Origin of the sequence: Mesorhizobium sp. ES1-4, assembly GCF_020164745.1 — a bacterium.
GTDB lineage: Bacteria > Pseudomonadota > Alphaproteobacteria > Rhizobiales > Rhizobiaceae > Mesorhizobium.
Map to the genome: position 1 here is coordinate 189,089 of NZ_JAIUGV010000007.1, position 23,072 is coordinate 212,160.

The window sequence follows — 23,072 nt, forward strand, 5'->3', positions numbered from 1 at the left end:
GACGAAGCGAATTTTGCGGAGCCCATGCATGGTCAAGACGCCGAAGATGCGACACTCGAAAAGCCGCCGCGAGCCGGTGACGATCGATCTCGATCCGGGTGCGGTCTCACGCATCGTCGACGAAGATGCGGCCAAGGATGCGGCACAGACCGACGAGGCGAAGGCCGAGGAAGCCGCGAACGCCTCGCAGCCGGAGGCTCCGGAAGAGCCGGTGCATGCCGACCAGGCCGATCTCGAACCCTGGGAGCATGGCGATGCCGCCGCGGGGCAGGCCGGTGCGGATTCGCCAGCGCATGCCGGGACCAAGGCCGCCGAGCCGGAAATGCCTTATCCCGGTTCGGATACACCTGCCGAACACGCCACGGCTTCCGACTACAGCTTCGAGGACGCGAGCACGAAGACCGGCGGGACCAAAGCGGCCGCCGGGAACACCGGCGCAACGAGCGAACCGATGCCAGAACAGCCGAAGCGCGGCGGCCTCAACAGCATCGCCGCCGGCATTATCGGTGGCGTCATCGCGCTGGTCGGCGCCGGCGGCCTGCAATTTGCCGGCCTGCTCGGCGCGCCAGGTTCCGCTCCCGGCGCCTCGCTGGACGGCGTCAATGGCGAGATCGCCTCGCTGAAGAGCGAAATCTCGGACCTGAAGGAAGCCGGCGTCGGCAACAACGCCTCGGCCAAGGTCGATAACAACGCCTTGGCCAAGATCGATGGCCTGTCGTCGGCGCTCGACCAGGTCAAGAGCGATGTCGCGGCGCTGAAATCGGCGGTCGAACAGGGCGGCGCGGGCGACAATGCCGGGCTTGCCGCGCTTGGCGACAAGGTCAAGCAGATCGAAACCACGGTCGCTGCCCTCGGCAAGGCCAGCAATACGGCACCGGTCGATCTTGGGCCGATCAACGAAAAACTGGCCGGCCTCGATGCGCTCGTCAAGTCCACGGACGAGGCGACGAAGGCGCAGGAGGGCCGGCTCGCGGCGCTGGAGCAGTCGGTGTCTCAGCTTTCGGGCAAGGTCGATGCACAGGCGTCGCAGCCGAAGATCGCGCTTGCCATCGCGGCTTCGGCGCTGAAGGCCGCGCTCGACCGTGGCGCGCCGTTTTCGGCCGAACTCGATACGCTGGCCGCGATTTCGCCTGATGCGCCGCAACTCGCGACCTTGCGGCCCTATGCCGAAAAGGGCGTTCCGACCCGCACCGAGATCGCTTCGCAGATGGATGCAGCCGCCAGTGCCATGGTCGCCGCGGCCACGCCGGTCGACCAGAATGCGGGCTTCCTGCAGAACCTGATGTCGAGCGCCGAATCGCTGGTCAAGGTCCGGCCGATCGGTGCCGTCGAAGGCGCCGGCGCGCCGGAAACCGTGGCGCGCATGGAGGTCGCGGTCAATCAGGGCGACTACGCCAAGGCGCTCAGCGAATATGACACGCTGCCGGAAGCCGCCAAGGCCGCGGGCGCCGACTTTGCCGGCAAACTGAAAGCGCGCATCGAGGTCGAAACCCAGGCCGACGCGCTGATCTCCAGCGCGATGAAGGCATGAGGGCAACACGATGATCCGCCTGCTCGCCTTCCTCATCGTCGTCTTCGCGCTCGGACTGGGCTTTGCCTGGCTGGCCGACAGGCCTGGCGACATGGTCGTCACCTTCAACGGCTACCAATACCAGGTCAGCCTGATGGTGGCGGCGGTGGCCGTCGTTGCCGTCGTCGCCGGGGTGATGATCATCTGGTGGCTCATCAAGTCGCTGTGGAACAGCCCCTACACCATCTCGCGCTATTTCCGCGTGCGCCGCCGCGACCGTGGCTACCAGGCGCTGTCGACCGGCATGATCGCCGCCGGCGCCGGCGACGGCGCGCTGGCCCGCAAGAAAACCAAGGAAGCGGCCAAGCTGATCCGCTCCGACCAGGAGCCGCTGATCCATCTGCTCGAGGCGCAGGCGTCGCTGCTCGAAGGCGATCATGAAGGCGCGCGGCAGAAATTCGAGAGCATGCTCGACGACCCGGAAATGCGGCTGCTTGGCCTGCGCGGGCTTTACCTGGAAGCTGAGCGGCTGGGCGACCGCAACGCCGCTCGGCATTATGCCGGCCGTGCCGCCGCGGTGGCGCCGCAACTGGCCTGGGCGGCCGAATCGACGCTGGAGGAGTTGACCGCGCGCGGCGACTGGGACGGCGCGCTGAAACTGGTCGATGCGCAGAAGTCGACGCGGCAAATCGAACGCGACGCCGCCAACCGCCGCCGGGCGGTGCTGTTGACCGCCAAGGCGCAGTCGCTCGCCGACAGCGATCCCGCGGCTGCCAGGACAGCGGCGATAGAGGCCAACAGGCTGCAGCCGGATTTCGCTCCCGCCGCCGTTGCCGCCGCCGCGGCGCTGTTCAAGCAGAACGACGTGCGCAAGGGCTCGAAGATCCTCGAGGCAGCGTGGAGGGCCGAGCCGCATCCCGAGATTGCCGAGCTCTACACCCATGCACGGTCGGGCGACGCCGTGCTTGACCGGCTCAACCGGGCAAAAAAGCTGCAGGAGATGAAGAAGAACCACGCCGAATCGTCGATGACGGTGGCGCGTGCCGCGCTCGACGCGCAGGACTTTTCGACTGCGCGCCGCGAAGCCGAAGCCGCGATCCGCATGGACCGCCGCGAGGGCGCCTATCTGCTCCTGGCCGACATCGAGGAAGCCGAGACCGGCGACCAGGGCAAGGTGCGGCAGCTGCTGTCCAAGGCGGTGCGCGCGCCGCGCGATCCGGCCTGGGTCGCCGACGGCGTCATCTCCGAGCGCTGGGCGCCGGTATCGCCGGTCACCGGCCGGCTCGATGCCTTCGAATGGCGCGCGCCGATGGAGCGGCTTGGCCAGCTGATCGACAGCCGGGACGAGCCGGATAGCCCGGTGGTGGCCATCGCGGCGCCGGACAGGCCGGAAAAGCCGGTCGACGTGATCGATCATGCCGCTCCGGGCGACGAGACGACAGGCAAGGACGCCGAAGCCGGCGAGGATCACGTCACCCCGGTCACGGCCGCCGCCTTTGCGGCGGTGCAAGCCGATGCCGAGGCCGTCGAACCGGCGGAAGAACTGGCGCGCCTGCCGGATGATCCCGGGGTCGATCCGGGAGACGAGGCGGAAAAGTCGCCACGCCGGTTCCGGCTGTTTTGATTTTGGCCATCGGGTGATTTGACTTGGCCCCCGGGCCGTTTGGGAATGGATTGATGTTCGAGCGCGTATTGTCGTTTCTCAGGGATTTGCCGGCCGGCTCCGGCAGCCGTGCCAGCGCGGACGATCCGCGCGTCGCGGCTTCGGCGCTGCTCTACCATGTGATGAACGCCGACGGCGTGCGCCAGGACGTCGAATGGGAGCGCTTCAAGGCGGTGCTGGCGCGGAGCTATTCGATCGGTGGCGCCGAAGTCGAAGCGCTCGCCGCCGCCGGTGAGCGGGCCGACAACGAGGCGATCGATCTCTATGCCTTCACCAGCGTGCTCAAGCGCCATCTCGACGCGGAGGGGCGCAAGGCCTTCATCGGCCTGATGTGGGAGATCGTCTATGCCGATGGCGAGTTGCATGAGCTCGAGGACAATACGGTGTGGCGCGTTGCCGAACTGATCGGCGTCGAACGCCACGACCGGGTCAAAGCGCGCCGCCAGGCCGCGGCGCATGCGCCCGGCGCGCGCGGGACGTCAAGCGACGAATAGACGGGATCTCGCTCAACGATGCCGCGCGGAACGAGTTCGAAGCCAAAAATCCTGATCGTGCTGCACCAGGAGAATTCGAGCCCCGGACGCGTCGGCCACATGCTGCTGGAAGAAGGCTTCGATCTCGACATCCGCCGTCCGCCGCTCGGCGACGCCCTGCCGGAAACGCTGGATGGTCATGCCGGCGCGGTGGTGTTCGGCGGGCCGATGAGCGCCAATGACGAGGACGAGTTCGTCCGCCGCGAAACCAACTGGCTGGAAGTCCCGCTCAGGGAAAACCGGCCGCTGCTCGGCATCTGCCTGGGCGCGCAGATGCTGGTCAGCCATCTCGGCGGCAAGGTCGAGGGCCACGGCGAAGGACTGGTCGAGATCGGCTGGTATCCGCTGAAGGCGACCGAAGCCGGCAGGAAACTGATGCACTGGCCCGAAATGGTCTACCAGTTCCATCGCGAAGGCTTTTCGCTGCCGAGCGACGCGACGCTGCTGGCCACGAACGGGACTTATCCCAACCAAGCCTTCCGCTATGGCGACAATGCCTGGGGCATCCAGTTCCATGGCGAACTGACCCGGGTGATGATGCAGCGCTGGGTGGTGCGCGGCGCGCACCGCTTCGAGCTGCCCGGCGCCCAGCCCGGCCGCGATCATCTCGGCGGCCGGCTGATATGGGACATCCATCTGAAGCGCTGGCTGGACGAGTTCTTGCGCATGATTTTTGGCGGGCCGGTGGCGCGGTAGGGTCAGAGCCAATGTTCTCAACGGGCCATCTGGCCGGGTTCCGACCGCGGGCTTACGGCGCTACTCCGAAAAGGTCACGCTCACGCCGCGCTGCCGGAAATAAGCCTGCATCAACTTGCGGCCCGAGCGGTTGTTCTGCGCCAACTTGGTGGGATCGAACACGGCCTGTTTCATTCCCGCACGTGTCAGTGCAGCCTTGAGCGTCGCGATATGGGCGTCGATGTCGGCATTGTCCGCCCGGAGTGACGCATAGATGCTTTCGGTCGCCTCGGCCACGGTCGGTTCGCTCACGGGTCTCGTCCTTTGGTTGGTTGGGCGGGCGGCTTAGCACAGATTCGCGGCGCCGCCGATACCGATAAGATCGTCAGTTTCGCCCGTTGAGGTGGCGAACCCTGCGCAACTGCGGGAACAGCCAGGCCCACAGGCCGGCAACCGCGACGGCGCCGATGCCGCCGATCACCACCGCCGGAACCGTGCCGATCAGCGCCGCCATTGTGCCGGCGCGGAATTCGCCAAACTCGTTGGAGGCGCCGACGAAGACCTGGTTCACGGCGTTGACACGGCCGCGCACGTCGTCGGGCGTCCAAAGCTGTATCAGCGTCTCCCTGATGTAGACGCTGAACATGTCGGTGGCGCCGAGGAAGACCAGCGCGACGATGGACAGCCAGGTAAGGGTCGACAGGCCGAACAGCACAGTGAAGGCGCCGAAGGCCGCGACGAAGCCCAGCATGATCTTGCCGGCATGATCGCGTATCGGATGGCCGGCCAGCCAGATGGCAACGCAGATGGCGCCGATCCCCGGTGCCGAGCGCAGCAGGCCGAGGCCCCATGGGCCGAGTTCCAGAATGTCGCGCGCATAGACCGGCAGCAGTGCCGAGGCACCCGACAGAAGCACGGCAAAGAGGTCGAGCGAGATGGCGCCGAGCACGATCTTCTCGCTCCAGATGTAGCGGAAGCCGGCAAACAGCGTTTCCATTGTCGGCTTGTCCGTGGCGGTCTGCTGCGCGGGCTTGGGAATGGTGAAGATGAGCAAGGCGGCGGCGAGCATCAGGACTGCCGCCGTGGCATAGGCGACTTCCGCCGACACGCCATAGAGCAGGCCGCCCGCGACCGGGCCGACGATCGTCGCCGTCTGCCAGGCCGACGAGTTCCAGGCGATGGCGTTGGCGAAATCCCGCTGCGGTACGAGATTGGCGAACAGGGAAGACGAAGCCGGCCCATAAAATGCGCGGGCAATGCCGAACATGACCAGCACGGCGAAGATGGGCAGCGGGCTGGTAAGGCCGCGCAAGGCCAGGAACAGCAGAGCCAGCGCGCAAGCCCCCTCGACCAATGTCGCCAGGGTCATGATCAGCCGGCGGCCAAAGCGGTCGGCGACGACGCCCGTAACCAGCACCAGAAGCAGTGATGGCAGGAACTGGACGATGCCGACGATGCCGAGGTCGAACGGATCGCGCGTCAGGTCATAGACCTGCCAGCCGACGGCGACGGACACGATCATGGTCGCGAAGGTGGTGAGAAAACGCGCCGTCCAGTAGCTGAGGAAGGCTTTGTGCCGGAAAGCCGCGTAGCGCTGCTCCGGCGAAGTCTGTTCTGGTATCATGGAACATGGCCCCGTTGCGACGACATCGACTGGCGGGGCACTTCCCGGATAGGCGCTGGTCCGACCGATGGAACTTGGCGAAGTTCGGCGCGGATATGCTTTAAAATCAGGCCTGGATCAAGGGACTTTCGATCGGCACCGTCGGATCGCACGCGCAAGCTAATGCCGCAGAGCAGCTGAAATTGCATCCAGTCCAGCCTTCAACCCGGCCTCAGTCGGCCAGCCGAAGCCGACGCGGAAGAAGCGCTTTTCCATCTCGAACCAGTGGCCCGGACCGACATAGGTGCCGTGATCTTCCAGCAGCCTGACATAGAACCGGTCGAGGTCGAAGCCGGGTTCGACATCGAGGCGGGGGAAACCGACGACACCGCCTTCGGGCCGCACCCAGTCGACCAGCGGCTCGCGGTCGATCCAGGCCTGGACGATATCGCGCCGCCTGGCCATGTCGGGCAGCAGCGTCGCCAGAAACGCGTCCCGGCGCTCCAGCATGCCGCGCGCAATGCCTTCGTCGATGACACTGCCGCAGATGCCGATCTGCTCCTTGGCGGCGAGGAATTTTTCCTGGAGGGGGGCATCCCTGGTGACCAGCCAGCCGATGCGGATGCCGGGAATGCCGTAGGCTTTCGACAGTGACGAGACGCTGATGGCCTTCTTGCTCAGCGAGGCCGCCGAGGGCAGGCGCCGTCCATAGGAAAGGTCTCGATAGGTCTCGTCGACCAGCAAATGGCAGCCGCTGGCTTCGGCGAGCGCGACCAGCGCGTCCAATTCGCCACGGCCCATCATCGTGCCGGTCGGGTTGTGCGGGCAGGTGATGCTGATCAGCCTGGTGTTGGGCCGCATCGCCGACTTGACGCGCTCGACGTCGATGGCGAAGCCGTCGTCGAAGGCGAGGTCGACAAAGCCGATGGCGCAGCCGATCGCCCGCGGCGTTTCAATGTTGGTGGCGTAGTTGGGCCTGATGACGACGAGGTGATCGCTGGCCGACAGCAGCGAGGTCGAGATGATGAACAGCGCACCGGCGGCGCCCGCCGTGACCAGCACGTTGTCGGGCGAGATGCCCGCGTCCTGCGCGGCGATCAGGTCGCGCAACGCCCTGTCGCCGCGATGCTCGCCATAGAAGAGCGTGAGGTCGGGCAGCGAGAGGCCGATGTCGGAGAGCTTCTGGTCGGCAATCGAACTTTCGGAAAGATTGTAGCGGATACGGTCGTAGCCATACTCCTCCGGCGCCTCTTTCTCGATCACCATCCTGGTGTAGTTCATGGCTTCCCCCAGAGCTTGTCTGGTTTCATCCAAGCCACAAAAGCATGAAGCCTGCCAAGGCGGAATCGCCGGCAGGCTCCAGACAAAACATTGGCTCAGATGAAACCGCTCAGGCCGAAACCTTGGCTTTCCGCCCCTTGGCTTTCGCGGGTGGGACCTCGACGGCCTTGCGGCCGAGCCCGATCGACTTCGCCAGTTCCGAGCGCGACGCGGCGTAGTTGGGGGCCACCATCGGATAGTCCGACGGCAGGCCCCATTTGGCGCGGTAGGCGTCCGGCGTCAGGCCGAAATGCACGCCGAGATGCCGCTTCAGCGATTTGAACTTCTTGCCGTCTTCGAGGCAGATGATGAAATCCGGCGTCACCGACTTCTTCGGGTTGACCGCCGGCACCAGCGGCGCCGCCACCGGGGCGACCGGCTGGCCGAGCCCGCTGATCGAAGCGCTGACGCTGGCGATCAGCTCGGAAAGGCCGGATGCGGGCAGGCGGTTCTTCTCGACATAGGCCGATACGATATGGGCTGTCAGTTCGAGAAGGTCGAGGGTCTTGCTGGCGTGGCTGTCTTCGTCGGTCAACCTATTTCCTCCATCCATGGCGCATGACCTCGAAAATGGGGCCGTTTTCAAAAGCGATGATGCGCAAAAATCAAAGCGTCGTCTTCGTGCGTCGCGCGCGACGCGATGTAGTAGGGTCGAATTCCTAGTCGGCAAATCCGCACAATGCAATCTATCGGCGAGGCGTCACACGCTATTTTGAACGACTATACTAAACTTTAATAATATCAGACGATCAACGCCTTGTCGCGCCACAGACGAAATCCGCCTGCGAAGGCACGTGTGTTGTCACCGCGCCTGGAATGGGCGGGCAATTTGTCGAGTTTGTCGACATTGCCGCCGCCGATGACGACATAGTCTGGCTGCAGAGCGGCGCGCAGCCGGTCGACGACGTCGAAGACATAGCCGCGCCATTTCTTCTTGCCATGCTTTTCCAGGCTGCGCTCGCCGACATAGTCCTCGAAACTCCGACCTTTGCGATAGGGGAGATGGGCGAGTTCCATCGGCTGGCCGACATTGTCGAGGACCATCGCCGCACCGAGGCCAGTTCCAAGGCCGAGGAACAGCATGCGCCCGCCCTCGTAGCTGCCGAGGGCCTGCATCAGCGCATCGTTTACCACCTTGACCGGCTTGCCGAACTCAGCGGCGAAATCGAAGCCGGCCCAACCCTTGCCGAGATTCTTCGGGTCGAGCACCGGCTTGTCGTGACGCACCGGGCCTGGATAGCCCATCGAGATGACGTCGTAGGACAGGCCCTCGGCGAGCTTTTTCACCTTGTCGATCATCTGGCGCGGCGTCAGGTCCGGCCCGGAATCGGACCGACGCTCGGCGCCGCCGGCGCTGGTCAGGATCTTGACGTGCGACCCGCCAATGTCGATCGAAAGGACGACCTCTCCGGTGTTCGATGCTGCCTGCTTCGCCGCCTTGGCCATCTTGCCTCCTCCGCTCATGCCACCGGGTCGATCCAGCCATTGGGCGGCCCGAAGCCGGCCATGGCGTCGGTCGGCCCCCACGTCTTCGGCTCGTAAAGATGTGGCGGCGTGGTGTCGCCGAGTACGGGGCCGACGATACGCCATGCCAGTTCGGCCGCGTCCTGGCGGGTGAAGAGTTGGCCATTGCCGTTCATGGCGTCGCCGATCAGCCGTTCGTAGGGCGGCATGTCGCCCTTCGAGTCGTCGAGCGCGGTGAGTTCGACCTGCTCGCCGATCATATCGTCGCCGGGCGCCTTGCGCTGTGCGCCGATGGCGATCATCACCTGCGGGTCGATGCGGAAGCGCACATAATTCTGGTCGGCGGGCTTGATCGGATCGAAGACGTCGAGCGGCGGCCGCTTCAGCCGCACGACCACCTCGGTGACATGCACCGGCATGTTCTTGCCGGCGCGGATGAAGAACGGCACGTCCTGCCAGCGCCAGGTGTCGACGAAGAAACGCACCGCCGCGAAGGTCTCGACCGGCGAGTTGGGCGCCACGCCGGGCTCGGCAAGATAACCCTTGAACTGGCCGCGCACGACATCGTCCCTGGTCAAGGTCCGGATCGCCCTCAGCACCTGCACTTTTTCGTCGATCAGGTCGTCGGCGGAGCGGCCGACCGGCGGTTCCATGGCGAGGAGCAGCAGGATGTTGAGCAGATGGTTCTCGATGACGTCCCTGATGCAGCCGACATCGTCATAGAAGCGCCCACGCCCCTCGATGCCGAAATCCTCGGCCATGGTGATCTGGACGCTCTCGACGTAATTACGGTTCCAGATCGGTTCGAGCAGGGAGTTGGCGAAGCGGAAATAGAGCAGGTTCTGAATCGCTTCCTTGCCGAGATAGTGGTCGATGCGGAAGATCGACTGTTCGTCGAACACCAGGTGCAGCACCCGGTTCAGCCAGCGCGCCGACTGCAGATCGTGGCCAAAGGGCTTTTCCACCATCAGCCGCGCGCCGTGCGCGGTGCCCGACTGCTCCAGCCCTTGCACCACTGTCTCGAACATGGTCGGCGGCACCGCCATGTAGTGCAGCGGCCGCCGGGCGCTGCCGAGCGCCGTCTTCAGCTTCTCGAAAGTGGCCGAATCGCGATAGTCGCCGCTGACATAGCGCAGCAGCGACGCCAGCTTGGCGAACACCTTCTCGTCGATCTTGCCGAGCGTGTTGACGATGCCGTCGCGGGCGCGGTCCTGCAGCTGCTTCAGGTCCCAGGCGTCGAAGGCGACGCCGATCACCGGTTCGGTGAGCGTGCCCTTGGCGACCATCTGGTAAAGGGCTGGAAATATCTTCTTGTGGGCGAGGTCGCCGGTCGCTCCGAAGAGCACCAGCGTGTCGGACCGTTCCTGGCTCATGCGTGCGTCTCCCCTGTCGCCTTCACCTGCCGCCCTTCGGCTTTTCCATGTGGCCGCCGAAGGCATAGCGCATGGCGGACAACAGCTTGTCGGCGAATTCGGATTCGCCTTGCGAGGAGAAGCGGTCGAACAGGGCCGAGGACAGGACCGGCGCCGGCACGCCGGTGTCGATCGCCGCCTTCAGCGTCCAGCGGCCCTCGCCGGAATCCGAGACCCGGCCGCCGAATTGCGCCAGGCCCGGATCGCTCTTCAGCGCGCCGGCGGTGAGATCGAGCAGCCAGGAACCGATGACGCTGCCGTGCCGCCAGACCTCGGCTACCTGGGGAAGGTCGATGTCGAACTGGTAGTATTGCGGGCTTTCCAGCGGGCTGGTCTCGGCGTCCGCCGTCCGTTGCCGCTTGCCGGCATTGGCCGACTTCAGAATGTTCATGCCTTCGGCATAGGCGGCCATGACGCCATATTCGATACCATTGTGCACCATCTTGACGAAGTGGCCGGCACCGCTCGGTCCGCAATGCAGGTAGCCGTAGGGCGCGGTGCCGGCGATCTTGTCCGGGGCGGGCACGCCGGTGTCGAGGCCCGGCGCCAGCGTGGCGAAGACCGAATCGAGATGCTGCACCGCCACGTCGGGGCCGCCGATCATCAGGCAGTAGCCGCGCTCCAGCCCCCAGACACCGCCGCTGGTGCCGACATCGACAAGGTGGATGCCCTTGGTGGCGAGTTTGGCCGCCTGGTCGACGGCGTCGTGATAGTAGGAATTGCCGCCGTCGATGACGATGTCGCCAGGCTCCATCAGCGCCGCAACCTGATCGATGACCTTGCCGGTGATCGCCGCCGGCAGCATCAGCCATACGCAGCGCGGCTTGGCGAGCTTGCCGACGAATTCCACCAAAGATGCCGCCCCCGATGCGCCGTCGCTCACAAGCGCTCCGACGCTGGCCGGGTTGATGTCGTAGACGACGCATTCGTGGCCGTCGCGCATCAGGCGCCGCACCATGTTGGCGCCCATCCGGCCCAGTCCCATCATTCCGATCTGCATGGTTTTGTCCCTGTTTCCTGAAAATAGTCTCGGGGTTTCCCGGGGGAATGGTCTACTGGCTATCCTGCCCGCCAGATGTGACGGAGAAGTCGACATTCTCCCAATCGCCGGTGCCGGGCCAGAAAAAAGTGAAGATCAGCGTGCTTCCGCCGGGGAGGCTGGCCGAGGGCAGATCGACAAGGTGGATGCCGAGAGCGTTTTCCGCTGTCTGGCTGTCGTGAGCGGTTGCCCAATCGTCGGTGCTCCAGTGGACCGTGGCTGGCGTCAGCAATTCGATACGTAGCGCCTTGCCGGCCGGCAGCGTGCGGATCTTGTTGTTGAAGCGCCATGTCCTGAACGGCGATGTGGTCTTGTCCTCGATGTAGCGCTTCACGCCTTGCGGTGGCATGTCGAAGACGGCGCCGTCGCGCAGCGAACGCAGCAGCTTGATATGTTCGGAATGTGCCCAGACCAGCGGCATGGCGCTGCCCGATGGCTTGCCGTGCAGCAGCTCGCGCTCGGGAAAATCGGCGCCGTCCCAGACCTGTTCGGGCAGCAGGCCGCCGGGTCCGGCCGACCGTTCCAGCGTCTCGAGCAGGCTTGCCGCCTTGTCCTTGCGCCCGGCCGCCAGCTCGTAATGGGCCCTTTCGCCGGCAAGCAGGGGCCAGGGCCGGCCCCGGCCGGTGCCGTCGAAGGGGGCGCCATCCTCGTGTTCGCCATAACCATCACTGTTGTAGCGATACCAGAGCGGCCCTTGCGGCAGCTGGCAGCGCAACTGTGCGTCGATGGTCGTCACGGTGTCGACGATGCGGGGATCGTCGGCGGCCCTCAGGCCAAAGCGGACCAGGGCCAGCGCGTCCGGGCTGACGATTTCCTCGGCCGGTCGCTCCGTATCGCCGGGCGGCCGGTTCTTGATCGGGACATAGCCGTCCTTCGGCGATCCGGCATCGGCGCTGTCGGGCGGCGCGATGCGGACGTAGTAGCCGTCGACGCCGGCGGCCTTGCAGATGGCGGTGCCGGTGACATAGGTCCATCGCTCGACCTGGTCGTTCCAGCAGTCGGCGGTTTCGCGCAGATAGCCTGCCGCGTCCTGCTTGCCGCAGGCATCGAGAAGGTCGGCGCCGGCAAGCAGTGCGGCGATCTCGACGGCCAGCGTGAACGGGCTGTAGCCGGCGTCTTCTTCCCAGCGGTCCTCGCCGGTGACGGGACCATTGCGCACGACATAGGACGCGGCGCGCTCGATCATCGGCAGAAAGGTCTCGAGCCTTGCACTCGGCAGGTGGCCGGCGCGATGCAGGGCGTCGGCCAGCAACAGGGGAAAGGCGCATTCGTCCATCTGGATGCCGGGCCAATAGGCGGAGCCGTCGAGCCAGGCGTTCTGCGGCCAATGGCCGTCCGGCTGCTGGATGGAGCGGAGGTATTCCAGGATCTGAAGTGCCGAAGCGGCATCGCCGGCGGCGAGGAAGCCGCCCGCCGTTTCAACCAGGTCGCGCGGCCAGACGAGATGGTAGCCGCCGAGATCGTCATCGCCCTTGTTGAAGCCCCACGGAATGGACAGGCTGGCGACCGCCGCGCCCGGCATGGCCGGTGACCTGTGGGTTGCCAGCACCGCGGTGGAGACGCGGTAGCTGTTCACTCCGGGCACCGCGGGTGTCCGGTGGCGGTCCAGCGGCAGCAGCCCGGCCTGCCATTTGCGCCATTTTTCGACATAGGATTTCGCCGCCGGTTCAAAGCCCCGCTTCAGGCTGGCGAAGGCGTTTTCGGCGGCTTCGTCCGAAGTCGCGCCAAAACCCAGCGCCAGCAGGGCTTTCGTGGTGGCGGCGGTGAAGCCGATCTCGCCGGTCAGCGCGACATTGCCGTCCTCCGCGCGCCGGCAAGCCACATCCAGCCTGCCGGTGTGGTTCAACTGCTGCCAGCCGTCGGAGAAGCCGACATAGCCGGCCGAACAATCCCGCCAGGGCAGCGACGATGCCAGTGCCAGGCAGGTGCCGCGACCCGAGGCAAACAGGACAGGCCTTCCCTTGTGCTCGCCGACCCAGGCGGTGTTGCCCATACCGGCATTGACCAGATGCGGCGCCAGAAGCGCGTAGACGCGGTAGTCGGCGGCGGAACCCTCGAGCGGGCTGAAGGTGATCTCCTGCAGCAAGGTCGGGCGCGCCGGATCGGCCACGACGCGCTTCTCGATCCGATAAGCGCCGTCGTCAGCCGTATTGACCAGGCTGTAGGCGGGCACGCCGGCCTCGAACGGCTCGATGGCGTGCGCGGCATCGCGCTTTTCCTCGGAGAAGTACCCGTTCAAACCGGTGACGATCAAGCCCAGGTCGCGTGTGCAGGCACTGTCGACGCGGGGATAATAGATCTCGTTCAGGATGCCGTGGCTGATCGTGAACCAGACAGGGCCGGCTGACGAGAGGGAAGCTCCGACGCCGCTTTTGGCGCTGGACGTCCAGCGTGCCGGAATACCCGGGGCGCCAGGGGGAACGATTGGCGCCGCCGTCATGCTTTTCAGCCACATGGGCGCATGCCTAGCCCATTCACCGAAGCCATTTCAACCGACGCACCGCAAGTTGATCGCCGGCGCGCATCGGATTGCAGTTGACAGCTCGCCGGCGCTGCTGCACTTTTGTCTGATAATAGATAAAAAACAGGAATGCAATCGCGACGCTCATCATCAGCAGGCCAGCAACATTCGGGAGGAGTATGACATGAAGAAACTGTTCGTTCTGGGCACCCTTGCAGCGGTGCTCGCAGCCGGTACGGTACTCGCCGACACCAGCGGCAAGAAGATCGCGTTCTCCAACAATTACGCCGGCAATTCCTGGCGCCAGGCGATGCTCGACAGCTATGCCATCGTCACCAAGAAGGCCGTCGACGACAAGATCGTCGGCGCGGCCGATGTCTTCACCACCGCCGACAAGGAAGTGCCGACCCAGGCCGCCCAGGTGCAGAACCTGATCCTGCAGGGCTATGACGCCATCGTCATCAACGCGGCGTCGCCGGACGCGCTCAACGGCGCCATCAAGCAGGCCTGCGATGCCGGCATCACCGTCGTTTCCTTCGACGGCATCGTCACCGAGCCCTGCGCCTACCGCGTCGTCGTCGACTTCAAGGACATGGGCAAGCAGGAAGTCGAGCACATGGCCAAGTTCCAGCCGAAGGGCGGCAACCTGCTTGAAATCCGCGGCCTTGCCGGCACTTCGATCGACGACGCCATCCATGCCGGCATTCTCGAAGGCGTCGCCGCGCATCCCGAATTCAAGATCGTCGGCTCCGTCACCGGCGACTGGGACCAGACCACCGCGCAGAAGGCGGTCGCGACCATCCTGCCGTCGCTGCCCGACATTGTCGGCGTCGTCGACCAAGGCGGTGACGGCTATGGCGCCGCACAGGCCTTCGCCGCCGCCAACAAGCCGCGCCCGACCATCATCATGGGCAACAGGCAGGACGAATTGAAGTGGTGGAAGGAGCAGAAGGACAAGGACGGCTACCAGACCTGGTCGGCTTCGATCGCGCCCGGCGTGTCGACGCTCGCCTTCTGGGTGGCGCAGCAGGTGCTGGACGGCCGCAAGGATATTCCGCACGATCTGCTGGTGCCGTATCTGGCCTTCACCCAGGACGATTTCGAAGCCGCGCTGCCGAAGATCAAGGAGGGTGGTGTCGCCACCCACGAATATACGCAGGAAGATGCCATCGCGGCCATCAAAGCCAACATGAAGTGAACGTCGCAGACGTGTTGCCCTGGGCGTCACCGAGCGGATATCGTTGAGCATGGCCGCAGGCAGCACGGACATCGTCGGACTGAGCGGCGCCGAAAAACAGTTCGGCGCCGCTGATGCTGACGCCGTAAGACTTGACGGGGCCGAAAAACAGTTCGGCGCCGCCAACATTGACATCGTAAGACTTGATGGTGCCGAAAAGCATTTCGGCGCCGTCAGGGCGCTCGGCGGGGCGGATTTCCATGTCGGGCCTGGCGAGTGCGTCGGCCTTGTCGGCCATAACGGCGCCGGCAAGTCGACCTTGATGCACATGGTGGCCGGCACCCTGACGCCCGACAGCGGCACCATCGCTGTGCATGGCGGCATCGAGGAGAACTACTCGGTGTCGCGGGCACGACAGCTGGGCATACGCTGCGTGTTCCAGGAGCTGTCGCTGTGCCCCAATCTCAGCGTTGCCGAGAATACACGCATCAACCACGCTTCGCTCACCGGCTTCGGCTGGAGACACAAGGCAGCGGAGTTGATCGCCGCCAAGCTGGACGAAATCTTCCCGGACCACGGCATTTCGGCGTGGGATATCGTCGGCGATCTCTCGATCGGCCGGCGCCAGATGGTCGAGGTGGCGCGTGCCTTCACGGTGACGCAGGACCGGCTCGACCTGGTCATCCTCGACGAGCCGACCTCGTCGCTCGACGCACACACCGCCGGCCAGTTGCTGGCCTTCGTGCGCCGCTTCGTCGCCGGCGGCAAAAGCTGCATCCTGATCTCGCATGTGCTGGGTGAGGTGTTGCGGAACGCCGACCGGATCGTGGTCATGCGCGATGGCAAGATGGTGGCGTCGGACGCGGCTTGTGCTTTCGATCGCGACCGGTTGGTGACGGTGATGGGTGGGGCTGAGGCGCATCGGAAGACCGCCGCGCAGGCCGCTGTCGCCACGCCTGGGACCAGTCCGCTGCGTGTTCAGGCACGGCCCACCGGGCAGACGGACGGCAAGGATCTTGTCGCGCGTGCGGGCGAGATCATCGGGCTTGCCGGGTTGGCCGGTCACGGACAGACCGACCTGCTGCTGCGGATATTCGACGCCGCCGCACGCGCCAGGGCCGGCATCGAGGTCACGGCGCCGGTGGCGCTGGTGGCGGGCGACCGCCAGTCGGACGGCATCTTCCCGCAATGGTCGATCGCGCAGAACATCGGCATCCGTTCGCTGGCGCGTCTGCGCAACGGGTTGTTGATCTCGCCGCGTCGCGAGGCGGAACTCGCCGATGCCTGGAAGAAGAAGATCGGTATCCGCACGCCCGACATGAACAACAACATCTTCTCATTGTCGGGCGGCAACCAGCAGAAGGCCCTGTTTGCCCGCGCGCTGGGCTCCGATGCCGAAATCGTGCTGATGGACGACCCGATGCGCGGCGTCGACATCGGCACCAAGCTGGAGGTCTATGACCTCGTGCGCGAGGAGGCGGGCCGCGGCCGCACCTTCCTCTGGTACACGACCGAAACCGAAGAGCTCGACAATTGCGACCACATCTATGTCTTCAAGAACGGCCGCATCGTCGCCAACCTGACGCGCGACGAGCTGACGGAAGAGAAGATCATCCAGTCCTCTTTCGGCGATGCGGCCTGAGATGACGGCGACGCCGATCGACAATGGCTTCAAAGGATCGGCGGCGCGCAATGCGGCGGCGCGGGCGCGGCTGTTGCGCGGCTTGCTCCCGGCGCTGTCGCTGGCGCTGGTGTTGGCGGCAATCGCCTGGCTCAACCCGCGCGCCATCAGCTATTTCGGCTTCAGCCTGATGCTGAACCTGGCGATTCCGATCGCGCTGGCGACGATCGCGCAGATGTTCGTCATCGCTGGCAACGAACTCGACCTGTCGATCGGCACGTTCGTCGGCTTTGTCGGCTGCGTCACCGCGACATGGCTGAAGGACGCGCCGCTGATCGGCGTCCTCATTCTGCTCGGGTCGATCGGCGTCTATGCGCTGCTCGGCGCGCTGATCCATCTGCGCAACCTGCCATCCATCGTGGTGACGCTCGGCACGAGCTTCGTCTGGCAGGGGCTGGCCATCCTCGTCCTGCCCAAGCCCGGCGGCAAGGCGCCGGACTGGCTGCTGGCGATCATGGCGTTCAAGCCGCCCTTCATTCCGTTTCCGATCATAGCCGCGCTGCTGATCGCGGCCACCGTGCATTTCGGCCTGATGCGCACCTCCTACGGCGTGATCCTGCGCGGCTCCGGCGGCAATCCGGCGGCGCTTCGGCGCGCCGGCTGGTCGCTGCTCAAGACCAAGATCGTGCTGTTTTCGCTGGCCGGAGTTTTCGGCGTGCTGTCGGGCATGGCGCTGATCGGCATCACCACCTCGGCCGATGCCAATATCGGCAATGGCTACACGCTGCTGGCCATCGCCGGCGTGATCCTCGGCGGCGGCGAGTTCGTCGGCGGCCGGGTCTCGCCGATCGGTGCCGTCATCGGCGCGCTGACGCTGGCGCTGGCCGCCTCGCCGCTGCTCACCTTCATGCATATCCCGCCCGACTGGCAGGTGGCCGCCAACGGCGCGATCCTGATCATCGTGCTGGCGGCGCGGGTGCTGATCAGCCGCAGGGAAAGGTGAGGATGGCTTCACTAAAAACGCTGCTCACAAAACCCTGGATCTGGTCGTTTGTCGGCGCGCTGCTGGTGTGGCTGGCGACGATCGCCTTCACCGGCGGCTATGGCGCCGGCGGCATGGTAACGGCCGCGTTGTCGCTTGCCGTGTTCACCGTCATCGTCGGCGTCGGCCAGATGTTCGTCATCACGCTCGGGCCCGGCAATGTCGACCTGTCGCTGCCGGCCAATATCGGCCTGGCCAGCGCGGTCGCCATGAAGGTGATGGGCGGCAGCGACGCCATGATCGTCATCGGATTGCTGGCGGCGCTCGCCTGCGGGGCCGCAATCGGCGCCATCAACTATCTGCTGATCTGGGCGCTGCGCATCCCGCCGATCATCGCCACGCTGTCGGCGAGCTTCATCATCCAGTCGGTCGACATCAGCTATGGGCGCGGGCTGCAGATCAAGCCGCCGCCGGGCTTCGCCGATTTCACCAACTGGCAGGTGCTGGGCATTCCCGTGCTGGCGATCCTCACCGTGCTGTTCACCATCGGCGCGGCAATTGCCTTGCAGCGCATGATCTATGGCCGCTCGGTGCTGGCGATCGGCCAGAACATCCGCGCCGCCTGGCTCGCCGGCGTCCATGTCGGCCGCATTCGCTTCTTCACCTACACGCTGTCGGGCGCGCTCGGCGGCATCGATGGCGCGCTGCTCGCCGGCTATTTCCGCGGCGCCAATGTCGATATCGGCAATGAATATCTGCTGGCCTCGATCGCCGTCGTCGTCATCGGCGGCACGTCGGTTGCCGGCGGCAAGGCCAATGTGCCGGGGGTGTGGGGCGCAGCATTGTTCCTGGTGCTGCTGCTCACCATGCTCAACACGTTCGGCGTCAGTGCCGGCGTGCGGCTGCTACTGACTGGACTGATCATCGTCGGCGTGATCACGGTGGCAGGTGGGGAGAAGGCGGTGCGGTGAACCGCGCCTTCGTCATTTTCGGGAAGGGTTCGGCAAAACGGCAAGTATCGAACTGCTCACACTTGACCGCTCCCTTCCAAATGCCGAGCCAGCATCAGCCGCAATTCCTGCAGCACGCCGTCACGCAACCGCTTCTCGCCGAGAAGCGTCAGCGGGATGCGCATCAGTTGCGGCACGATGACGGCCAGCCGCTCGGCTTGCCCTGAGGGGAGCGGCGGCTCGGCCCGCGCGAACAGGGCGGCGATCTGCTCGCGCCGGCGGCCCCGCATCTTGCGCCGCCAGCCCTCGTCGCCGGGTAGGTCAAGCAGCGCTGAATAGGCCGGATACTTGGTGAGGAAGTCGCCGAGCACGTCGAACAGCGCGTCGGCGATCGCTGCCGGCGCCAGGCCCATGGCGCGTTCCTGCAAGGCGTCAAGCTGCGTGGACAGGCTCTCCGCGTTCTCGGCCAGAATGGCTTGCGCCAAGGCCTCCTTGGTCGGGAAGAACAGATAGAGCGTGCCGATGGCGGCGCCCGCGCGTGCGGCGATTTCGGTCATCGTCGTGGCGTCGAAACCCTTCTCGACGAACAGCGCTGCCGCACTCGCCATCAGTGCCGCGACCCGTTCGCGCCCTCTTTTTTGCTGCGGTGCACGCGGATTCGCTGCCGGGGCCCTTGCTTTTTCCGAGGTCATCCTCATATTTCCAAACCTGAGACTATCCTCATATATGGCGCTGGCGGCAACCGCGCCAGCACCCGTCGAGAGTTACCACCATGAATACCGCAGTCGACAGTCGCCCGCAGAGCCACAAATGGATGGTTCTGAGCAATACCACGCTCGGCATGCTGGCCGCCGCCATCAACGGCTCGATCCTGCTGATCAGCCTGCCGGCGGTGTTTCGCGGCATCGGCCTCAAGGCGCTCGACCCGGGTAACATCAATTACCTCTTGTGGGCGATCATCGGCTACATGATCGCCACGGCTGTGCTGGTCGTTGCCTTCGGCCGGCTCGGCGACCAGTTCGGCCGGGCGAGGATGTACAATCTCGGCTTCGCCATCTTCACTGCCGCCTCGATCGCGCTCAGCCTTTTGCCCGGGCAGGGCGATTTCGCCGCCATCTATCTGATCAGCGTGCGCATCATCCAGGGCATAGGCGGCGCACTGATCATGGCCAATTCGACGGCGCTGCTCACCGATGCCTTTCCGGAAAACGAACGCGGCTTCGCGCTCGGCATCAATGTCGTGGCGGCCATTGGCGGCCAGTTCGTCGGCCTGCTGATCGGCGGCCTTCTGGCCGACACGGACTGGCGGCTGGTGTTCTGGATCAACGTGCCGTTCGGCCTCGTCGGCACGGTCTGGTCGTATCTGAAGCTGCATGACGCGCCGAACCGTTCGACGCATACGATCGACTGGCTCGGCAATATCAGTTTCGGCCTCGGCCTCGTGCTCATCCTCACCGCCATCACCTACGGCCTGCAGCCCTATGGCGACCAGGTTATGGCGTGGACCAGCCCGAAGGTGCTTGTCCTGTTTGCCATCGGCTTCGTCTCGCTGATCGCCTTCATCTTCATCGAGCAGCGTGTGAAGAAGCCCATGCTCGACCTGAAGCTGTTCCGCATCCCGGGCTTCGCCTATGGCAACATCGCCAATCTCGCCTCGGGCATCGCGCGCGGCGGGCTGCAGTTCATGCTGATCGTCTGGCTGCAAGGCATCTGGCTGCCGCTGCATGGTTATTCCTTCGAGGAGACGCCGCTGTGGTCGGCGATCTTCATGCTGCCGCTTACCGTCGGCTTCCTCATCGCCGGGCCGGTATCCGGCTATTTCTCCGACCGGGTCGGCGGCGTGCCTTTCGCGGTCGGCGGCATGGCCGTGGGCGCTGCGAGTTTCATCGCTTTGATGGCCTTGCCGGCCGACTTCTCCTACATCGCCTTCGCGGCACTTCTGTTTCTGAACGGCCTTGGCTCCGGTCTGTTCGTGGCGCCGAATTCGACGCAGATCATGAACTCCGTGCCGGCGCGCGAACGCGGCCAGGCGTCGGGCATGCGCGCCACGACGACGAATGCCGGGCAGGTGCTGTCGATCGGCCTGTTCTTCAGCCTGATGATCCTGGGCCTTGCCGCCAGCCTGCCGCAGAGCATGGAAGCCGGCCTTCTGGCGCAGCACGTGCCGCAGGCAGTGGCGCACCAGATCGCCAACATGCCGCCGGTGGCCAGCCTGTTCGCCGCTTTCCTGGGCTACAATCCGATGGGCGAGCTGATCCCGGCCGACGTGCTGCATGCTCTGCCGCAGCAGAGCATCGACACGCTGACCGGCCACGCCTTCTTCCCGGAATTGATGTCGGGGCCGTTCAAGCATGGGTTGGTCTTCGCCTTCACCTTCTCAGCGATCCTCTATCTGGTCGCGGCTTTCGCGTCCTGGCGCGGCGGGCGTACCGTCAACGCCGCCCTGCCCGAGATGATGGCAACGGAGGCCGCCGGCCGGCGCTAATCGTTGTGCCAGGCCGGAGGCCAGTTTCCATCGGCGTCACGGCGCTATAAATCCCATTCGTGCGGCGGCGAGCCGTGGATTATCGCTGGGAGGTTTCTGCGTGTCCGATTTCCTGAAGCTCAGCCGGGACGGCGACGTCGCCATCGTCACCATCGACAATCCGCCGGTCAATGCCCTGAGTTTTCATGTCCGGGCGCCGCTGATGCAGGCGCTGGGCGCTTTGCGCGACGACGCTTCGGTCGCCGCAATCGTCATTGCTTGCGCCGGCCGAACCTTTGTTGCCGGCGCCGACATCACCGAGTTCGGCAAGCCGATGCAGCAGCCTGAATTGCGCGCCATCGTGGCAGTGCTCGAAGCCATTGCCAAGCCGACCGTCGCCGCCATTCACGGCACGGCGCTCGGCGGCGGGCTGGAACTGGCGCTTGGTTGCCATTTCCGCGTCGCCGACGTCGGCGCGAAGCTTGGCCTTCCCGAAGTGAAACTCGGACTGCTGCCGGGCGGCGGCGGCACGGCGCGGCTGCCGCGGCTGGTCGGGGCATTGAAGGCCTTGAGGATGATCGGTTCAGGCACGCCGATCGGCGCAGATGAGGCGCACGCAGTGGGGCTGGTTGATGCCGTCTTCGCAGGCGATCTGGCCACGCATGCCGTGAATTTCGCCCGCGAGATCGCCCGCAAGGGCGGGCCGTTCACACCGGTGCGCGATCGCAATGACCTGCTTGGGGAAACCGAGCTTGCTGCCTTCGATGCCGAGGCCGCGGATCTCGCCCGGAAAGCGCGTGGCCTGGAAGCGCCGGTCGCCTGTGCGCAGGCGGTCCGCAATGCCGTCACCCTGCCCTTCGACCAGGCCCTGGCGGCGGAGCGCGCGCTGTTCGTGAAGCTCGTCGCCAGCAACCAGTCACGCGCGCAGCGTCATCTGTTTTTCGCCGAACGCGAGGCGGCAAAGCTTCCTGGCAAAGATGTCATCAAGCGCCGGATCGCCAGCGTCGGCGTCATCGGCGCCGGCACGATGGGCGGCGGTATAGCCATGGCCTTCGCCAATGGCGGCTTTCCTGTCATCTTGCTGGAAACCAGCCAGGAAGCGTTGCGGCGGGGGTTGGCGACGATCGAGAAGAATTACGCCGTCTCGGTCACGCGCGGCTCCTTGAGCGAGGACGCAAAGCGCCAGCGACTCGCCCAATTCAAAGGCTCCACCGACTACGCCGATCTTGCCGATTGCGATCTGATCGTCGAGGCCGCGTTCGAAGACATGGCGGTCAAGAAAGAAATCTTCGGCAAGCTCGACGCGGTGGCCAAGCCAGGTGCCATCCTGGCCACCAACACCTCCTATCTCGATATCGACGAGATCGCCGCCTCCACCTCGCGGTCGCGGGACGTGCTCGGCCTGCACTTCTTCTCGCCGGCCAATGTGATGAAGCTGCTTGAGATCGTGCGGGCGGAAAAGACCGCGCCCGATGCGCTGGTGACATCAGTCGACCTAGCGCGGCGGATCGGCAAGGTGGCTGTCGTCGTCGGCGTCTGCCATGGTTTCGTCGGCAACCGCATGCTGGCGGCACGTGGCGCCGAATCGGAAGCGCTGCTGCTGGAGGGCGCGACACCCAGCCAGGTCGACAAGGCCTTCACCGATTTCGGCTGGCCGATGGGGCCGTTCCAAATGGGCGACCTCGCTGGCCTCGACATAGGCTGGCGCAATCGCAAGGCGCGGGGCCTGACGGCCGCGATCGCCGACACGCTGTGCGAACAGGGGCGGTTCGGCCAGAAGACCGGCCGTGGCTTCTATCTCTACGAGAACGGTTCGCGCACGCCGGTTCCCGATCCGGAGGTCGAGGCGCTGATCCGTGCCAAGGCGGTCGAGAAGGGCGTCGCGCAGCGCGCGATCGGAGCCGAGGAAATCATCGAACGCACGCTTTATCCCCTGGTCAACGAGGGGGCGAAAATCCTCGAGGAAAAGATCGCGGCCCGCGCGTCCGATATCGACGTCGTGTGGGTCAACGGCTACGGCTTTCCCGTCGGTAAGGGCGGCCCGATGTTCTGGGCCGGCCTTGAAGGCGCGGCCAGGATCGTCGAGCGGCTCGAGCATTGGTACCGGCAGACCGGAAAGGATGTCTTCAAGCCGGCGCCGCTGCTTCGGCGCATGGCCGAAACGGGCTCGTGGGAGACCGACGCGACGGGCGGGTGAG

Annotated in this window: 19 protein-coding genes; 10 read left to right on the forward strand and 9 right to left on the reverse strand. The window is 65.4% G+C overall.

Features of this window, described 5'->3' with window-relative positions; all coding sequences use genetic code 11:
- Window positions 1-28: 28 nt before the first annotated feature.
- Genes LB556_RS15515 through LB556_RS15530 form a run of 4 tightly spaced genes read left to right on the forward strand, consistent with a single transcriptional unit; the run spans window position 29 to window position 4,402 of the window.
- The gene (locus LB556_RS15515) at window positions 29-1,531 is read left to right on the forward strand and encodes a COG4223 family protein (protein WP_224568460.1); all 1,503 of its coding nucleotides are present in this window, start codon (window positions 29-31) and stop codon (window positions 1,529-1,531) included.
- A 10-nt stretch (window positions 1,532-1,541) separates the two neighbouring features.
- Window positions 1,542-3,134 carry a heme biosynthesis protein HemY gene (locus tag LB556_RS15520; protein ID WP_224568462.1) on the forward strand — a complete coding sequence of 531 codons (1,593 nt, stop codon included), beginning with the start codon at window positions 1,542-1,544 and terminating at the stop codon, window positions 3,132-3,134.
- A gap of 53 nt (window positions 3,135-3,187) precedes the next feature.
- A complete protein-coding gene (locus tag LB556_RS15525; protein WP_224568464.1) occupies window positions 3,188-3,667 on the forward strand; it encodes a TerB family tellurite resistance protein in 480 nt (159 codons plus the stop codon).
- Window positions 3,668-3,685: 18 nt separating this feature from the next.
- Window positions 3,686-4,402 (forward strand): glutamine amidotransferase, encoded by a 717-nt coding sequence (locus tag LB556_RS15530; protein WP_224568465.1) that lies wholly within the window; start codon window positions 3,686-3,688, stop codon window positions 4,400-4,402.
- A gap of 60 nt (window positions 4,403-4,462) precedes the next feature.
- On the opposite strand, the gene LB556_RS15535 is transcribed toward LB556_RS15530, so the two are convergent.
- The 8 genes from LB556_RS15535 to LB556_RS15570 form a co-directional block, all read right to left on the reverse strand.
- Complete coding sequence (locus tag LB556_RS15535) at window positions 4,463-4,693, reverse strand: hypothetical protein (protein ID WP_224568466.1); 231 nt, start codon at window positions 4,691-4,693, stop codon at window positions 4,463-4,465.
- Window positions 4,694-4,766: 73 nt separating this feature from the next.
- Window positions 4,767-6,005, reverse strand: a complete 1,239-nt coding sequence (locus tag LB556_RS15540; protein WP_224568467.1) for an MFS transporter — start codon at window positions 6,003-6,005, stop codon at window positions 4,767-4,769.
- Between the two features lie 159 nt (window positions 6,006-6,164).
- On the reverse strand, window positions 6,165-7,265 hold the full coding sequence (locus LB556_RS15545) for an aminotransferase class I/II-fold pyridoxal phosphate-dependent enzyme (RefSeq protein ID WP_224568468.1): 1,101 nt from the start codon (window positions 7,263-7,265) through the stop codon (window positions 6,165-6,167).
- Between the two features lie 109 nt (window positions 7,266-7,374).
- Complete coding sequence (locus tag LB556_RS15550; protein WP_224568469.1) at window positions 7,375-7,857, reverse strand: MucR family transcriptional regulator; 483 nt, start codon at window positions 7,855-7,857, stop codon at window positions 7,375-7,377.
- Between the two features lie 188 nt (window positions 7,858-8,045).
- Entirely contained in the window at window positions 8,046-8,750 is a 705-nt protein-coding gene (locus LB556_RS15555) for an ROK family protein (protein WP_224568470.1), read from the reverse strand.
- Window positions 8,751-8,764: 14 nt separating this feature from the next.
- A complete protein-coding gene (gene zwf, locus LB556_RS15560) occupies window positions 8,765-10,141 on the reverse strand; it encodes a glucose-6-phosphate dehydrogenase (protein WP_224568471.1) in 1,377 nt (458 codons plus the stop codon).
- 22 nt (window positions 10,142-10,163) lie between these two features.
- Complete coding sequence (gene gnd, locus LB556_RS15565) at window positions 10,164-11,180, reverse strand: phosphogluconate dehydrogenase (NAD(+)-dependent, decarboxylating) (protein WP_224568472.1); 1,017 nt, start codon at window positions 11,178-11,180, stop codon at window positions 10,164-10,166.
- Between the two features lie 52 nt (window positions 11,181-11,232).
- Complete coding sequence (locus LB556_RS15570) at window positions 11,233-13,659, reverse strand: glucan 1,4-alpha-glucosidase (protein ID WP_224568712.1); 2,427 nt, start codon at window positions 13,657-13,659, stop codon at window positions 11,233-11,235.
- Between the two features lie 205 nt (window positions 13,660-13,864).
- Between LB556_RS15570 and LB556_RS15575 the strand changes: the two genes are divergently transcribed.
- The 4 genes from LB556_RS15575 to LB556_RS15590 are packed head-to-tail and all read left to right on the forward strand — an operon-like array spanning window position 13,865 to window position 18,431.
- Complete coding sequence (locus tag LB556_RS15575) at window positions 13,865-14,878, forward strand: ABC transporter substrate-binding protein (RefSeq protein ID WP_224568474.1); 1,014 nt, start codon at window positions 13,865-13,867, stop codon at window positions 14,876-14,878.
- A gap of 49 nt (window positions 14,879-14,927) precedes the next feature.
- Window positions 14,928-16,499, forward strand: coding sequence for a sugar ABC transporter ATP-binding protein (locus tag LB556_RS15580; protein WP_224568476.1), 1,572 nt, complete (start codon window positions 14,928-14,930; stop codon window positions 16,497-16,499).
- 1 nt (window position 16,500) lies between these two features.
- The gene (locus LB556_RS15585; protein ID WP_224568478.1) at window positions 16,501-17,481 is read left to right on the forward strand and encodes an ABC transporter permease; all 981 of its coding nucleotides are present in this window, start codon (window positions 16,501-16,503) and stop codon (window positions 17,479-17,481) included.
- A gap of 2 nt (window positions 17,482-17,483) precedes the next feature.
- Complete coding sequence (locus LB556_RS15590) at window positions 17,484-18,431, forward strand: ABC transporter permease (RefSeq protein WP_224568479.1); 948 nt, start codon at window positions 17,484-17,486, stop codon at window positions 18,429-18,431.
- A 56-nt stretch (window positions 18,432-18,487) separates the two neighbouring features.
- Here the strand turns inward: LB556_RS15590 and LB556_RS15595 are convergent, their stop codons facing one another.
- The gene (locus LB556_RS15595) at window positions 18,488-19,018 is read right to left on the reverse strand and encodes a TetR/AcrR family transcriptional regulator (protein WP_224568480.1); all 531 of its coding nucleotides are present in this window, start codon (window positions 19,016-19,018) and stop codon (window positions 18,488-18,490) included.
- Window positions 19,019-19,182: 164 nt separating this feature from the next.
- Between LB556_RS15595 and LB556_RS15600 the strand changes: the two genes are divergently transcribed.
- Together LB556_RS15600 and LB556_RS15605 are read left to right on the forward strand one after the other, a co-directional pair.
- Window positions 19,183-20,895: an MFS transporter gene (locus tag LB556_RS15600; RefSeq protein ID WP_224568481.1), complete on the forward strand. Its 1,713-nt coding sequence runs from the start codon at window positions 19,183-19,185 to the stop codon at window positions 20,893-20,895.
- A 100-nt stretch (window positions 20,896-20,995) separates the two neighbouring features.
- Complete coding sequence (locus tag LB556_RS15605; protein WP_224568482.1) at window positions 20,996-23,071, forward strand: 3-hydroxyacyl-CoA dehydrogenase NAD-binding domain-containing protein; 2,076 nt, start codon at window positions 20,996-20,998, stop codon at window positions 23,069-23,071.
- The last annotated feature ends 1 nt before the right edge of the window (window position 23,072 follow it).